This window comes from Knoellia sp. LjRoot47 (genome assembly GCF_964253435.1).
Taxonomy (GTDB): Bacteria; Actinomycetota; Actinomycetes; order Actinomycetales; family Dermatophilaceae; genus Knoellia.
The window spans coordinates 1244710-1259317 of the sequence record NZ_CAXUQS020000001.1; the positions used below are offsets into that span (position 1 = coordinate 1244710).

The following is a 14608-nucleotide window of genomic DNA, read 5'->3' on the forward strand; positions in this document are numbered from 1 at the left end:
ACGCGCTGGAACTGGCAATAAGTCGCAGGTGAGTGGGTGTCACCAGCCCCAGGTGCCAGGTGCTCCCTTGAACGGCCCGACGACCCGGCTCGTGATCCACCCGCCGTAGAACCCACCCTGCTGCGGGGTGACGACCTCGTCGTCGACGCGGCACTCGTCCATCGCACCGGGCATCACCGCGACGTGACCGACGAGCGCCTCGAAGCCCGGCATCGGCTCGGGGTAGGTCCATGCCGCGGACCGGGCCACCGAGCCGTCGGCACCGACGACGTCGAAGTACGCCGCGTCGCCCTTGAACTCGCACCGCGTCGACCCCTGCGCCGGACGCAGCGTGCCGGGCGCGAAGTCCGCCTCGGGCACGTAGTAGGTCGGAGGGTGGCTCGTCTCCAGCACCCGCAGCGTGCGAGTCGAGCGGGCGACGGCACCACCGGCGAAGCGGATCTGCACGACCTCGTCGCTCGCCTCGACCCGGGGCGGTCGCGGGTAGTCCCAGACCGACTCCTGCCCCGGCCCGGGGACCTCGCGCGCCACGGTCATGCGGACTCGCCGGACTCGCCGGACTCGCCGGACTCGTCGGACAGGTCGTCGCGGGTGAGCCGGGTGCGGTCGATGTGGCCGGCGCGCAGCGCGGCGCGCCCGAGCATGTGCGCCGAGACGGGTGCGGTGACGAGCTGGAAGACCGCGGCGACACCGATGACCGTCAGGGTGCTGCGGTCCTCGACGCGAAGGGCCAGACCGAGCAGGACGAGCAGGATCCCGAGCGTCTGCGGCTTGGTCGCGGCGTGCATGCGGGTGAGGACGTCGGGGAAGCGGACGAGGCCGATCCCGGCGACGAGGGCGAGCAGCGAGCCGAGGATGAGGCAGGTGCCGGCGAGGATGTCGATCACTGGTGCTCACCCTCCTCGAGGTGCGGGCCGCCGTCACCGTCACGGGCGGCGAACCGGGCGATGCTCACCGAGCCGAGGAACCCGACGAGCGAGAGCGCGAGCAGCACCGAGACCGTGCTCGAGTAGCGACCGACGGCGGCGTGGACCCCGACCGCCCCGACGATCGAGGCGACGAACACGTCGGTGGCGACGGTGCGGTCGAGCATCGACGGTCCGCGGACGACTCGGATGAGGCAGAGCACGCCGCTCACGGCGAGGAGCACCGCGCAGACGATGCCGACGGCGGTCATGGCGCCACCTCCTGGCTGCACACGGCGTCGCGCTCCTCGCGGGGGGCGAACGCCTTGACGACCCGCTCTTCCTGGTCGAGGACCGACTGGTGGAAGGCGGCGACCCGCTCGGGGGTGTGCGCGTCCATGACGTGCAGGTAGATCGCACCCTCCTCGGGCTCGAGCTCGACGAGCAGGGACCCGGGCACGAGGCAGACGAGCTCGGAGGTGATCGTCATGACGAGCTCGGAGCGCGTCCGCAGCCCGACCCGCAGGATGGCGCTCGGCGGCGGACCGGCTGGCCGCAGCGCGAACCACGACACCTCGACGCTGGCCCGCGCGAGGTCCCAGAAGAAGCGGCCCGCGAGCACGAGCGTCGGCCACGGCCGGATGACGAACGTCCACGGCGCCGTCGGGAACGGGAAGACGGTGACGACGAGGACCGCCGCGAGGACGCCGCCCACGACGATGGTCGGGGAGACCGACCCCCACAGCAGCACCCAGATGATGGTGAGGCCGACGACCATCGGCACCGGCCCGCTCACGGCGACCCCCCGAGGACGGCGGTGATGTAGGGCGTGCGCTCGAGCAGCTCGGCGGCGGCCCGGTCGGTGATGCCGAACAACGGGCCGGCGAGGACAGTGAGCCCGACGCTGAAGATCACGAGCAGCGCCGTCGGCAGTCCCATGGCCAGTGGCAGCCGCTGCTTCGTCGCGACCTTCTGCCACATCGTCGTCATGAGCGTGCCGCCCGAGTTGGCCACTGCGCCACCGCCGTGGAGCGGGCCGTGCGACCAGTCGTCCTCGTCGTCGTGCTCCTGGTCGGCGTCCGGGGCGGGCTGCCAGAACGCGCGGTTCCAGACCTTGGCGATGGCGTAGAGGGTGAGCAGGCTCGTGAGGATCGACGCCGCCACGGTGGTGATCGCGAGCCAGTCGCCGTCGGCGATGCCGGCCTGGCCGAGTGCCACCTTGCCGAGGAAGCCGGAGAACGGGGGGATGCCGGCGAGGTTCATCGCGGGGATGAAGAAGACCACCGACAGCACGGGTGCCGACCGCGCCAGACCACCGAGGCGGCTGAGGTTCGTCGTGCCGCTGCGGTACTCGATGAGTCCGGCGACGAGGAAGAGCACGGTCTGCACGGTGATGTGGTGCGCGATGTAGAAGATCGCCCCGGAGAGCCCGAGCTGGCTCGCGAACGCGATGCCGAAGAGCATGTAGCCGATGTGGCTCACGAGGGTGAAGGACAGGATTCGTTTGATGTCCGACTGCGCGACGGCGCCGAGGATCCCGATGACCATCGTGAGGATCGAGGCCCACAGCAGCAGGCTGCGCAGCCCGTCGCCGGGGAAGAGCAGCGTCTGGGTGCGGACGATGGCATAGATGCCGACCTTGGTGAGCAAGCCGGCGAACACGGCGGTCACCGGCGCGGGCGCCGTCGGGTAGGAGTCCGGCAGCCAGGCCGACAGCGGGAAGACCGCCGCCTTGATGCAGAAGGTCGTGAGCAGCAGCAGCTGGAGCATCTGCGCGACGCCGGGCGGCAGCTCGGCGATCCGCCCGGCGAGCTCGGCGAAGTTCACGGTGCCGGTCGCGGCGTACACGCACGAGATGGCGACGAGGAAGACCGCCGACGAGACGAGGCTGACGATGACGTAGATCGTGCCCGCGCGGATCCGTGCCTCGGTGCCACCGAGGGTGATGAGCACGAAGCTCGCCGCGAGCAGCACCTCGAACCCGACGAAGAGGTTGAACAGGTCCGCCGAGAGGAAGGCGTTGGACACCCCGGCGCTGAGCACGAGGAACGTCGGGTGGAAGACGGACAGCGGTGTCTCGCGGCCGTACTCGACGATGCCCTGACCGAACGAGTACAGCAGGACGCACAGCGTGACGAATGTCGACACGAGCAGCATGAGCGCCGAGAGCCGGTCGGCGATGAGCGAGATGCCGATGTCGGGGCCCCACCCGCCGATCTGCACCGACTGCGGTCCGTAGCGGTCGGCGCGCACGAGCAGGGTCGTTGCGGTGACGACGACGGTCGTGAGCACGACGACGGAGATGAGGCGCTGGGCACGGGCCGACCGCCCGAAGACCAGGCAGAGCCCGGCGCCGAGCAGCGGCAGCAGGACCGGGAGGACGACGATCTGGGTCATCGCTCCTCCTCGGTCACGGGTCGGTCGGTGTCGTGCATGTCCGGGTCGCGGGGGTCGGCCTCCGCGACCGCCTCCCCCTCCGCGACCGCGTCGCCATCGTCGGTGGTCCCGTCGTCCGGCGGTGTATGCCGTGTGGTGTCGCGGTCTCGCGGGTCCACCCACTGCGACCGGGTCGCCGCCCGCTCCTCGTGCGCGTCCTGCGCCTCGATCTCGGCGGCGAGCTCCTCGTCGGTGACCCCGATGGGCGGGGACGGCTGGTCCTCGCCCTCCTCGTCGGGGATGCCGGCAGCGATGTCGTCGAACGACGCGGACGGGTGGTCGAGGTCGGCCCGCCGGCGCACGAGGTCGTCCTCGAGGTCGTCCTGCACGTCGTCGTGGCCGGTGAGCTGCCAGGCGCGGTAGGCCAGCGCGAGCCCGAAGGCGGTGACGCCGAGCGTGATGACGATGGCGGTGAGCACCATCGCCTGGGGCAGGGGGTCGGTCATCTCGCCCTTGCCCATGCCGATGATCGGGGCGTCCCCGGAAGGGCCGGAGGCGACGAGGTAGGTGAGGTTGACGCCGTTGCCGAGCATGACGAACCCCACGAGGATGCGGGTGAGGCTGCGCTCGAGGACGAGGGTCGTGCCGCACGCGACGAGCACGACGATGGCGATGATGAGGACGTAGTTGGTGGCCATCAGGCGATGGACACCTCCCCGGTGCTCGTCTCGACGTCGCCCGTCTCCTCGCCCTGCTTGTCGATGCCGCCACCCAGGCTGCGCAGGACGTCGAGCGAGAGGCCGACGACGACGAGGTAGACGCCGAGGTCGAAGAAGAGCGAGGTCACGAGGTGGACCTCGTATCCGAACAGCCCCGTGGGGACGTCGAAGATGCCGCTCTGGAAGGCGTTGTAGCCGAGCAGGGCCGGCACGACACCGGACAGTGCGGCGATGACGAGGCCCGAGCCGAGGACGACACCGGCGTCGACGGGAGCGGCGGAGTCGAGCTCGGCGCGGCCACCTGCGAGGTAGCGGACCATGAGCGCCAGCCCCGCGATGAGACCACCGGCGAAGCCGCCACCGGGCAGGTTGTGGCCCGCGAAGGTGAGGTAGATCGAGAAGATCATGAGCACCGGGAAGACGATGCGGGCGACGATCTCGAAGACGACCGAGCGGCGGCGGTCGGCGATGAGCCCGGCACCGCGCAGCCAGCCGGCGTCCGAGGACGCCCGGTCGCGACGGGCCTCGCGGTGCGAGGTGGCGCGGTCGGTGAGCAGGAAGATCAGGCTGGCGACGCCGGTGGCCGCGACGACGAGGACGGCGATCTCACCGAACGTGTCCCAGACGCGGATGTCCACGAGGGTGACGTTGACGATGTTGTTGCCGCCGCCGTAGTCGTACGCCGGCTCGGCGAAGTCGAGTCCCACCGGTCGGGCCGTGCGGGCGTTGGCGGCCATGAGGGCGTATCCCCCGACGGCGAGGCCGACGAGGCAGCCCACGGCCACCCGGATCCGGCGGGCCGAGGTGAACGGCCGGTCGGAGAAGAACGGGGGGAGCCGGCGCATGACGAGCACGAACGTCACGACGGAGAACGTCTCGACGAGCACCTGGGTCAGGGCGAGGTCGGGGGCGCCGTGGGCGACGAAGAGCAGCGCCGTGCCGTAGCCGGTGACGCCGAGGAGCAGCACGGCGCGCAGCCGGCGGCGTGAGCGGACGGTGAGGATCGCGGCGAGGACGACGACCACGACGATCGCGACCTGGAGCAGGTTGTCCGGGCCGCGCAGCCGCACGCCGTCCCACGTCCGCACGAGCGCGATGCCGGGGATCGTGACGAGGACGAGCAGGGTGATGCCGACATAGACCGGGAGCGAACCCCGTTGCGTGCGACCGGTGACCTCGATCGACGTGCGGTCCACGCCACGGATGATGCCGTGGTAGACCAGCTCCGCGTCGGGGACGTGCATGCTCTCGACGAACCGGCGCTGGGCCGAGGCCACGGCGCGACGGGCCACCCAGAGCAGCAGGCCGGCGGTGACGGCGAGGACCGAGAGCCCCAGGGCCGGCGTGAAGCCGTGCCACAGCGTGAGCAGCGGCTCGTGGGCCCCGGCAGGTGCGTCACCGGCATACGCCATGAGTCGTGGCGTGAGGAAATCCCCCGCGAAGCCGCCGACGAGCGAGAGCCCGGCCAGGAGCGCCGGGGCCACGACGAAGCCGAGGCGTTGGGGCGTCACGGTGGGTGGCGTGACCGAACGGACGCCGAAGGCTCCCCAGACGAAGCGTGCGGTGTAGGCGACGGTGAGCGTGGAGCCGAGGACGAGCCCGACGAGCGCGACCGTCCCCCACACCCCGAGCCCGGCGTCGGCGTCGAGGTCGAGGAACGCGGCGAGCGCGGCCTCCTTGGCGGTGAACCCCAGGAGCGGCGGCAGGCCGGCCATCGAGGCGGCGGCGAGGAGGGTCGCGACGAAGACGACCGGGAGCTTGCGGTGCAGGCCGGTGAGCTCGCGCAGGTCGCGGGTGCCGGTGCTGCGGTCGATGACGCCGACGACGAGGAAGAGCGTGGACTTGAACAGTGCGTGGCCGAGGACGAGCGCGAGCCCGGCGAACATCGCCGCCTGAGTCCCGGCGCCCACGACGGCGATGAGGAAGCCGAGCTGGCTCACGGTGCCGTAGGCGAGGAGCAGCTTGATGTCGTGCTGGCGCAGCGCCCGGAGCCCGCCGATGACCATGGTGAGGATGCCGGTGCCGAGCAGGAGCGGACGCCAGCCGGGGATGTCCGAGAACGCCGGCGCGAGGAGCGCGACGAGGAAGACGCCGGCCTTGACCATCGCGGCGGCGTGCAGGTAGGCGCTCACCGGCGTCGGTGCGGCCATGGCGCCGGGCAGCCAGAAGTGGAACGGCACGAGCGCCGACTTGCTGATCGCGCCGACGAGGATGAGCAGCACGGCGATCGTCGTCGCGGTGCCCTGCGGGGGCGAGGCGAGGATCTCGGAGATGCGCGCGGTGCCCGCCTCGTGCCCGAGGACGAAGAGGCCGAGCAGCATGACGAGCCCACCGAAGGTCGTGACGATGAGGGCGTTCATCGCGGCCCGGCGGTTGGCCTTGCGCTCGGGGTTGTGACCGATGAGAAGGAACGACAGGACCGTCGTGAGCTCCCAGAACACGAAGAGCACGTAGAGGTTGTCCGAGACGACGAGCCCGAGCATCGACCCGGCGAAGCCGGTGAGCACCGCCGAGAAGCGCCACATCTCTCGGTCGCCCTCGCGGAAGTACCAGCGGCAGTAGAACAGCACGAGCGCGCCGACACCGGTGACGACGAGCGCCATGACGGCGTTGAGCGGGGTGAGCGCGAGGTCGATCTGGACGTCGATCGTCGGGATCCACTGGACCCGTTCGGTGCGCACGTCGCCGTCGAAGGCCGCCTCCGCCTGGCCGAGCAGCCACAGGAACGACCCGAGCGGCACGAGCGCGAGGACGAGGAAGGTGCGTCGTTCGAGGCGCCGGACGAGTGCCGGCGCGATGGCAGCCGCGAGGAAGTGCAGCGTCACGATCGTGATCATGAGTGCCTCCATCCGCGCAGTGGGCCTGTGGGTATGGGGGTTGACTTGAGGTCAGTCGTCGCAACAACCTCCCCGGGACAACATCCCTGGTTGCCGTCAATTATGACGGTTCGCCCTGGATGCCGGTGACGCCGGTCCACCGCAGGCCTTCCACGACGCACGTATGCCGTGTGGTCCCCCCTGCGGGAGCACACGGCATACGCGCGTCGTCGGCTTCTCGCCCGGTGGGCGCCCGGGTCAGAAGTCCTCGTCGAAGCCGACCGAGCCGCTCACCCCCACCTGGTAGGCCGAGACGCGGCGCTCGAAGAAGTTCGAGAGCTCCTGGACGTCCTGCAGCTCCATGAAGGCCAGCGGGTTGGGCGAGCCGAAGATCGGTTCGAGGCCGAGGCGCTGCATCCGTCGGTCCGCGACGTGCTCGAGGTAGGAGCGCATGTCGGTCGTGGACAGCCCGGCGACGCCGCCGCCGAGGAGGTCCTCGGCGAACTGCGCCTCGGCCTCGACGCCCTCGACGAGCATCTGGCGGACCTGCGCGGCCATCTCGTCGTCGAAGAGGTCGGGCTCCTCCTCGCGGACGGTGTCGACGACGTCGAACGCGAACGCCATGTGCATCGACTCGTCGCGGAAGACCCAGTTCGTCCCCGACGCGAGCCCGTTGAGCAGCCCGCGCGAGCGCAGGAAGTAGACGTAGGCGAACGCGCCGTAGAAGAACAGGCCCTCGATGACCGCCGCGAAGCAGATGAGGTTGAGCAGGAACGCCCGACGGTGCTCGCGCGTCTGCAGCGCGTCGAGGTCGAAGACCGAGTCGATCCAGCGGAAGCAGAAGTCGGCCTTGTGCTTGATCGACGGGATGGTGTCGACCGCCGCGAACGCCTCGTGCCGCTCGGTCTCGTCGGGCACGTAGGTGTCGAGCAGCGTGAGGTAGAACTGCACGTGCACGGCCTCCTCGAAGAGCTGGCGACTGAGGTAGAGCCGCCCCTCCGGCGAGTTGATGTGCTGGTAGAGGTTGAGCACGAGGTTGTTCGCGACGATCGTGTCGCCTGTGGCGAAGAACGCGACGAGCCGTGACACGAGGTGCCGCTCGGCCGCCGTGAGCTTGCGCAGGTCGGCGAGGTCGGAGTGGAGGTCGACCTCCTCGACGGTCCACGTGTTCTTGATGGCGTCGCGGTAGCGGTCGTAGAAGTGCGGGTAGCGCATCGGCCGCAGCGTGAGGTTCATGCCGGGGTCGAGGAGCATCCGGGTCTCGGTGTGGGACAGGGTCATTCGCATGCCTCGCAGGTCTCGGGGTTCTCGAGGGAGCAGGCGACCGCCGCCTCGTCGGTGATGGTGAGGGCAGGGGTCGACGGTGTGATGCTCGTCGTCGCCTGCTGGATCCGGGTCGCTGGACGCGAGCGCAGGTAGTAGGTCGTCTTGAGGCCGGACTTCCACGCGAAGAGGTACATCGAGCTGAGCTTGCCGATGGTCGGGGAGGCCTGGAAGAGGTTGAGGCTCTGGCTCTGGTCGATGAACGGCTGGCGTGCGGCGGCGAGCTCGATGAGTGCCCGCTGCGGCAGCTCCCACGCGGTGCGGAAGAGGTGACGCACGTCCTCGGGCAGCGCCGTGATTCCCTGCACCGACCCCTCCGCCCGCTTGATCTGTTCGCGGACCTCGGGGCTCCACAGGTCGCGGGACTTGAGCTCGCGCACGAGGGCGTTGTTGACCTGCATGAACTCGCCGCTCAGCGTCTCGCGCTTGAAGAGGTTGGACACCTGGGGCTCGATGCACTCGTAGCAGCCGGCGATCGACGCGATCGTCGCCGTCGGGGCGATGGCGATGAGCAGGCTGTTGCGCAGCCCGTGCTCGGCGATCCGCTCGCGCAGCGCGGCCCACCGCTCGCTCTGGGTGCCGGTGACGTCCCAGAGGTCGGGCTGCAGCTGTCCTCGGCTCGCCCGCGTCGTGTCGTATGCCGGGTGCGCACCCTCGCGCTCGGCGAGCGTGCAGGAGACCTCGAGCGCGGTGAGGTAGATCTCCTCGGAGATGCGGGTCGACAGCTCCTTGGCCTCGGGGGAGTCGAACGGCAGCCGCAGGGCGAAGAAGACGTCCTGCAGGCCCATGAGCCCGAGGCCGACCGGGCGCCAGCGGGGGTTGCTCGCCGCCGACTCCGGCGACGGGTAGAAGTTGACGTCGATGACCCGGTCGAGGAACGGCACCGCCGTGCGGACGGTCTCGCGCAGCCGCTCCCAGTCGACCTCCGTGCGGTCGGCGCTGAGGTGCGCGGCGACGTTGACCGAGCCGAGGTTGCACACGGCCGTCTCGCCGTCGGAGGACACCTCGATGATCTCGGTGCACAGGTTGGACAGGTGCACCATCGGGGCACCGACCTCGCCCGAGTCCGAGGTCTGGTTGCACGTGCGGTTCGACGCGTCCTTGAACGTCATCCAGCCCTGACCGGTCTGGGCGAGGGTGCGCATCATCCGGGCGAAGAGGTCGCGGGCCTTGACCTGGCGGACGTAGCGACCCTCGGACTCGGCCCGACGGTAGGCCTCGTCGAAGGCCGGCCCCCAGAGGTCGACGAGCTCGGGCGCCTGGTCGGGGTCGATGAGTGACCACTGCTCGTCGGCCTCGACCCGCCGCATGAACTCGTCCGGGACCCAGTGGGCGAGGTTGAGGTTGTGCGTGCGACGTGCGTCCTCGCCGGTGTTGTCGCGCAGCTCGAGGAACTCCTCGACGTCGGGGTGCCACGGCTCGAGGTAGACGCAGGCCGCGCCTTTGCGACGCCCGCCCTGGTTGACCGCCGCGACCGACGAGTCGAGCGTGCGCAGGAACGGCACGATGCCGTTGGACTGACCGTTGGTGCCGCGGATGAGCGCGCCGCGGCTGCGGATCCGGGAGAAGCCGATGCCGATGCCACCGGCGAACTTCGAGAGCCGGGCGACCTGCTGGTAGCGCGAGTAGATCGAGTCGAGGTCGTCGCGCGGGCTGTCGACGAGGTAGCACGAGCTCATCTGCGGGTGCGCCGTGCCGGAGTTGAAGAGCGTCGGGCTCGACGGCAGGTAGGCCAGGCTCGACATGAGCCGGTAGAACTTGATCGCCTCCTTCGCCGACGTCGCCAGACCGCACGCCACGCGGAGCAGGAAGTACTGCGGCGTCTCGATGACGAGCCGCGACGTGGGATGGCGCAGCAGGTAGCGGTCACCCACCGTGCGGATGCCGAAGTACTCGAACCGGTTGTCCCCCAACGGGTCGATGGCCGTGTCGAGCTTGCGGGCGTGGTCCTTGACGAACCGCGCGGTGTCGTCGCCGATGAGCCCCTCGGCGTGCCCGAGCGCGACCGACTGGCTGAACGACGCGACGCCCTGACCGCGGACCTCCTTGTCGAGGTAGCCCGACAGCAGCCGGGCAGCGAGCCGCGAGTACTGCGGCTCCTCGCCGATCATCTGCGCGGCCGTCTGGATCGACAGCTGGTCGAGCTCCTGGGTGCTCGCGCCGTCGTAGAGCCCGCTGATCGTGCGGGTCGCGACCCGCAGCGGGTCGATCTCGAGCAGGTCACCACTGACCCGCTCGACGGCGCGGACGATCTTGCCGACGTCGACGACCTCCTGGTCGCCGTTGCGCTTGCGGACGTGCATCTGCGGACGTGTGGACGCTTCCACCACTGTCATGACTCTCTCCTCGCGAGACCAGACTGGAGGGTCCGGGTCGCACGGGGAGGACGACGAGGGGAGCGGACGGCATACCTGTTCAGGGGTGGCCGAGCACGCGCAAACCTGCCGTCGGCCGTCCCGCGCGGCGTCGGACCACCGTGCCCGTCGGGCACGGTGCGCTGGCAGGTCTTCGGACTCGCGGGCTCGGCCCGGTTGTCACCGAGCCGCCTAGTGGCCATCGCTTCCCACACCCGAAGGTGCAGTGCTGCCGACACGACGTGTATGCCGTGTGGGATGGCGGTCGTTCCCACTCACCGCTGCGGGGCAGTCCCGGACTTGCACCGGGTTCCCTGTTGCCTCGACGCGCCTGGGTGGAGCGCCGAACCAGCTGCGAGACCCACCGTATGTGGTGCCCGGCTGGGCGGTGGGAACCACATGTGGTGTCGGCGTGTCGGTTCGGGCTGATGTCGGAACCTCGAGTGGAGCATCGCCGGGGTCATGGTCCCCGCGATCCTCCACTTGGCTGCGGCGGCGGGTCAGGAGTGCCTGTGGATGAGCGGCGGGCCGGGTCGGCAGGTTCGGTCAGGCTGGGGTGCATGGCCGACTGGAGAGTCTTGCGACGCGCTGCCGACAGCCAGCGCGACCTGCTCACCCGCGCCCAGTGCCTCGCGGCAGGACTCACCGATGACACGCTGAGGTGGCGGGTCGACTCCGGTCGGTGGAAGCGTCTGCACACAGGGGTCTATCTCACGGTGCCGGGTCGCGACGACTGGCGCACGTCAGCCCTGGCGGCGTTGCTCTTTGTCGACGTGCCCGGTCTCGAGTGTGCGGCGGCGTTCGCCGACACGACCGCGGCCACCTGGTGGGGGCTCACGTCGCGGCCGCCCTCGGTCGTCACGATCGTCGTGCCCGCACGGCGCCGGGTGGCGGCGCCGCCGGGGGTGGTGCTGCGGCGATCGACACGTTGGGTGGGCTACCTCGACGAGCTCGAAGAGCCGGCCCGAACCACCGTGGCCGCGACGGTGCTCGACTGCGCGGCCCAGGGTGATGCCGACGCCGCACTGAGGTGGGTGACGAGCGCGGTGCAGGGACGCCGGGTCAATGTGGGCCAGCTGAGGGCGGAGCTCGGCCGCCGACGGGGGCATCCGCACCGACCGCTGCTGCGCGACGTGCTGGGCGACGTCGAAGAAGGAGCCGAGAGCCCGGCCGAGGTCCGCTACATCCGCGACGTCGAGCGGGCCCACGGATTGCCTGCTGGTGAGCGGCAGGGCGTGACCGATGCCGGGAGGCGACGTCACCACGACAACCGCTATGCGGCATACCGGCTTGTTGTGGAGGTGGACGGACGGGTGGGGCACGAGCGCTGGGCCGACCGAGTGCGTGACGGTCAGCGGGACCGCGAGGTGGCCATCGGCGGTGACGTCACCCTTCGCGTGTTCTGGCCCGACGTGACGTCGGGTGCCTGCCGCACCGCGGCCGAGGTCGGGACGATCCTGCAGGCGCGCGGGTGGGTCGGAAGCCCCCACCCGTGCCGTTCGCGAGGCTGCGCGGTGAGGCGTGCCGCAGCCTGAGACGCCGAGTGGAGGATCACAGGGGTCATGGTCCCTGCGATCCTCCACTCGAGTGGCTGGTGAGGAGGGTCAGTAGCGGCGGCCCTGTCCGCCCTTGCCCTTGATGGCCTTCTTGGCGGCCTTGAGGATGGTGTCGCGGCGGCGCTTGCCCTCGACCTTGTTGGGCAGTGAGAGCTCGACGACCTTCCAGTAGACGCCGCCGACCTGCTTGGCGAGCGAGCCGGTGACGTACTTGAGGTCGTGGCGCTCCATGAGGTCGCGGATCTTGGGCGCGATCTCGGCGTAGCGGTTGCTCGGCATGTCCGGGAAGAGGTGGTGCTCGATCTGGTGGCTGAGGTTGCCGGTCATGACGTGCATGGCCTTGGAGCCGTGGATGTTGCCCGAGCCGAGCATCTGGCGCAGGTACCACTCGCCACGGGTCTCACCCTCGATCGAGGTCTTCTCGAACGTCTCGATGCCGGGCGGGAAGTGGCCGCAGATGATGACGGTGTTGGTCCACACGTTGCGCACGAGGTTGGCGACGATGTTGGCGGTGAGAGTGTGGCGGGTCGAGCCCGTGAAGGTCGCGGCCGCCATCGCCGGGTGGACGACGTAGTCCTTGGTGGCCTGGCGCTTGATCTTGGCGACGACCTCGTCGGCGTCCTTCTTGAACTTCGCCTTCTCCTCGTCGGAGAGCCGGTTCTTCTTGGCGAGGTAGCCACCGAGCTCGAGGTCGTAGGCCGCGATGGAGTACTCGAACATCAGCGCGTTGGCGACGTGCCAGATCGGCTGGAAGAGGTAGAACAGCGTCCACTTCTGGTCCTCATCGACGCGCAGGATGCCGTAGCCGAGGTCGTTGTCGCGGCCGAGCACGTTGGTGAACGTGTGGTGGATCTCGTTGTGGCTGTGCTTCCACTGGCTCGACGGGGAGGCGTTGTCCCACTCCCACGCGGTCGAGTGGATCTTGGGGTCACGCATCCAGTCCCACTGGCCGTGCATGACGTTGTGCCCGATCTCCATGTTCTCGAGGATCTTGGAGACGGAGAGGCCGGCCGTGCCGATCCACCAGAACGGGCGGACGCCGCGGTACTTGACCCCGGAGAAGAGGAGGGCGGCTCGGCTGCCCATCTCCAGGTAGCGCTGGGTCTTGATGACCTTCCTGATGTATGCCGCGTCCTTGGCTCCGCGGGAGTCCATCACCTCCGCGCGGATCGCGTCGAGCTCGCGCCCGATCTCCTCGATCTGCTCGGGGCTGAGGTGGGCGGCCGGGTTGGGGCGGCCGGACTTCTTGAGCTCGGGGCGCTGGGGGCGTGGCTCCGCGCTCGTCACGGACAGGCGCGAGTTCACGCCGGTGCGGGCGGCAGCGGTGCTGGTGCGTTCGGGGGCGAGGGTCATGGGTGTCTCCTTGGGTCTCTCGCGGGGTTCAGAGGTCGATGGCGCAGGCGCCGGCGGCGGCGCTCACGCAGGTCTGGATCGGGACGGTGCCGGAGTTCTCGTCGGTGGAGGTGATCTCGCCGGTGCGCAGGTCGCGGACGGCGCCCTCACGCAGCGGCACGACGCAGCCGAAGCAGATGCCCATCCGGCAGCCGCTCGGCATGAGGACGCCGGCGGCCTCGCCGGCGTCGAGGATCGGGGTGCCGCCGTCGGCCTCGACGGTCATGGTGCTCTTGTCGAAGGTCACGGTGCCGCCCTCGCCGGGCTCGACGACGCTGGGCCGGAAGCGCTCGACGTGCAGGCGGTCGGCGAGACCCGCAGCCTCCCAGTGAGCCTCGGCGGCGTCGAGCAGTCCGGTGGGGCCGCAGACCCACACCTCGCGCTCGCGCCAGTCGGGCACGAGGGTGTCGAGCGAGGCGAGGTCGAGGACCCCGGCCACGTCGTCGTGGTTCTCGTGGAGCGTGAGCCGGCGCGCGACGGCATACGAGAGAAGCTCGTCACGGAACATCGCGTCGCGCTCGCTCGGCGCGCAGTGGACGTGGACGACGTCACCGAGCTCGTCGAGGTGGTTGCGCAGCATGCCGATGACGGGCGTGATGCCCGATCCGGCGGTGACGAAGAGGGTGCGCTCGGGCAGGGTCGCCGGGAGGGTGAAGTCACCCGTCGCCTGGTCGAGCATGACGAGGGTGCCCGGTGCCGTCGCGTGCACGAGGTGGTTGCTCACCGTGCCGTCGGGGATCGCCTTGGGCGTGATGGTGATGAGCCCGTCGGGGGTGTCGGCCCGGTGCGTGAGCGAGTAGGCGCGCCAGTGGCGGACGCCGTCGATGTCGATCCCGATCCGGATGTACTGGCCCGGTGCGTGACCGGCCCAGCCGCGGCCGGGCTGGATCGTGATTGTCGCGGAGTCGGCCGTCTCGGGGGTGACGTCGACGATGCGGCCGCGCAGGTCGGCGCCGGCGCGAAGCGGGTCGATGAGGTCGAGGTAGTCGGCGGGCACGAGTGGCGTGGCCAGTGCCTGGGCGACCTTGCGTGCGCCGTCGAGGAGACCGGCGAGACGCCGGGCAGGCTGGGGCTGCCGGGTCGCGGAGGGTCGGTTCAGCGTTGCAGTCACGTACGCCAGCGTAACCTACGATTGCGTAGGTTACGAGTCCGTAGGTATGGGTCTCG

General features: G+C 70.1%; 12 protein-coding genes and 1 riboswitch. Of the genes, 1 reads left to right on the forward strand and 11 read right to left on the reverse strand.

Annotated elements, in window-relative coordinates:
• Positions 1 to 39: 39 nt before the first annotated feature.
• The 9 genes from ACSQ11_RS06100 to ACSQ11_RS06140 form a co-directional block, all read right to left on the reverse strand.
• Positions 40 to 537: a DUF427 domain-containing protein gene (locus tag ACSQ11_RS06100; protein ID WP_436004012.1), complete on the reverse strand. Its 498-nt coding sequence runs from the start codon at positions 535 to 537 to the stop codon at positions 40 to 42.
• Entirely contained in the window at positions 534 to 887 is a 354-nt protein-coding gene (mnhG, locus tag ACSQ11_RS06105) for a monovalent cation/H(+) antiporter subunit G (protein WP_436004014.1), read from the reverse strand. The genes ACSQ11_RS06100 and mnhG overlap by 4 nt, the downstream gene beginning before the upstream one ends.
• Complete coding sequence (locus ACSQ11_RS06110) at positions 884 to 1177, reverse strand: monovalent cation/H+ antiporter complex subunit F (RefSeq protein ID WP_147062984.1); 294 nt, start codon at positions 1175 to 1177, stop codon at positions 884 to 886. Before ACSQ11_RS06110 ends, mnhG begins: the two co-directional genes overlap by 4 nt.
• Positions 1174 to 1701, reverse strand: a complete 528-nt coding sequence (locus ACSQ11_RS06115; RefSeq protein WP_436004017.1) for a Na+/H+ antiporter subunit E — start codon at positions 1699 to 1701, stop codon at positions 1174 to 1176. The genes ACSQ11_RS06110 and ACSQ11_RS06115 overlap by 4 nt, the downstream gene beginning before the upstream one ends.
• Positions 1698 to 3302, reverse strand: coding sequence for a Na+/H+ antiporter subunit D (locus ACSQ11_RS06120; protein ID WP_147062980.1), 1605 nt, complete (start codon positions 3300 to 3302; stop codon positions 1698 to 1700). Before ACSQ11_RS06120 ends, ACSQ11_RS06115 begins: the two co-directional genes overlap by 4 nt.
• Positions 3299 to 3979, reverse strand: a complete 681-nt coding sequence (locus tag ACSQ11_RS06125) for a Na(+)/H(+) antiporter subunit C (protein ID WP_436004019.1) — start codon at positions 3977 to 3979, stop codon at positions 3299 to 3301. Before ACSQ11_RS06125 ends, ACSQ11_RS06120 begins: the two co-directional genes overlap by 4 nt.
• A complete protein-coding gene (locus ACSQ11_RS06130) occupies positions 3979 to 6837 on the reverse strand; it encodes a Na+/H+ antiporter subunit A (RefSeq protein ID WP_436004021.1) in 2859 nt (952 codons plus the stop codon). Before ACSQ11_RS06130 ends, ACSQ11_RS06125 begins: the two co-directional genes overlap by 1 nt.
• 237 nt (positions 6838 to 7074) lie before the next feature.
• The gene (locus ACSQ11_RS06135) at positions 7075 to 8097 is read right to left on the reverse strand and encodes a ribonucleotide-diphosphate reductase subunit beta (RefSeq protein WP_436004023.1); all 1023 of its coding nucleotides are present in this window, start codon (positions 8095 to 8097) and stop codon (positions 7075 to 7077) included.
• Positions 8094 to 10475: a ribonucleoside-diphosphate reductase subunit alpha gene (locus tag ACSQ11_RS06140; RefSeq protein WP_436004025.1), complete on the reverse strand. Its 2382-nt coding sequence runs from the start codon at positions 10473 to 10475 to the stop codon at positions 8094 to 8096. Before ACSQ11_RS06140 ends, ACSQ11_RS06135 begins: the two co-directional genes overlap by 4 nt.
• A gap of 146 nt (positions 10476 to 10621) precedes the next feature.
• A riboswitch (cobalamin riboswitch) is annotated at positions 10622 to 10861 on the reverse strand.
• A 192-nt stretch (positions 10862 to 11053) separates the two neighbouring features.
• On the opposite strand from ACSQ11_RS06140, the gene ACSQ11_RS06145 reads away from it, so the two are divergent.
• Positions 11054 to 12028, forward strand: coding sequence for a type IV toxin-antitoxin system AbiEi family antitoxin domain-containing protein (locus ACSQ11_RS06145; RefSeq protein WP_436004027.1), 975 nt, complete (start codon positions 11054 to 11056; stop codon positions 12026 to 12028).
• Positions 12029 to 12097: 69 nt separating this feature from the next.
• Here the strand turns inward: ACSQ11_RS06145 and ACSQ11_RS06150 are convergent, their stop codons facing one another.
• Both ACSQ11_RS06150 and ACSQ11_RS06155 read right to left on the reverse strand, forming a co-directional pair.
• Entirely contained in the window at positions 12098 to 13402 is a 1305-nt protein-coding gene (locus ACSQ11_RS06150; RefSeq protein ID WP_436004029.1) for a fatty acid desaturase family protein, read from the reverse strand.
• 28 nt (positions 13403 to 13430) lie between these two features.
• Positions 13431 to 14552 (reverse strand): ferredoxin reductase, encoded by a 1122-nt coding sequence (locus ACSQ11_RS06155; protein WP_436004031.1) that lies wholly within the window; start codon positions 14550 to 14552, stop codon positions 13431 to 13433.
• Positions 14553 to 14608 lie beyond the last annotated feature (56 nt).

Bases quoted from the DNA above. Each gene is read 5' to 3' on its own strand.
- ACSQ11_RS06100 (WP_436004012.1), bottom strand. From the start codon at position 537: ATGACCGTGGCGCGCGAGGTCCCCGGGCCGGGGCAGGAGTCGGTCTGG.
- ACSQ11_RS06110 (WP_147062984.1), bottom strand. From the start codon at position 1,177: ATGACCGCCGTCGGCATCGTCTGCGCGGTGCTCCTCGCCGTGAGCGGC.
- ACSQ11_RS06120 (WP_147062980.1), bottom strand. From the start codon at position 3,302: ATGACCCAGATCGTCGTCCTCCCGGTCCTGCTGCCGCTGCTCGGCGCC.
- ACSQ11_RS06125 (WP_436004019.1), bottom strand. From the start codon at position 3,979: ATGGCCACCAACTACGTCCTCATCATCGCCATCGTCGTGCTCGTCGCG.
- ACSQ11_RS06130 (WP_436004021.1), bottom strand. From the start codon at position 6,837: ATGATCACGATCGTGACGCTGCACTTCCTCGCGGCTGCCATCGCGCCG.
- ACSQ11_RS06135 (WP_436004023.1), bottom strand. From the start codon at position 8,097: ATGACCCTGTCCCACACCGAGACCCGGATGCTCCTCGACCCCGGCATG.
- ACSQ11_RS06140 (WP_436004025.1), bottom strand. From the start codon at position 10,475: ATGACAGTGGTGGAAGCGTCCACACGTCCGCAGATGCACGTCCGCAAG.
- ACSQ11_RS06145 (WP_436004027.1), top strand. From the start codon at position 11,054: ATGGCCGACTGGAGAGTCTTGCGACGCGCTGCCGACAGCCAGCGCGAC.
- ACSQ11_RS06150 (WP_436004029.1), bottom strand. From the start codon at position 13,402: ATGACCCTCGCCCCCGAACGCACCAGCACCGCTGCCGCCCGCACCGGC.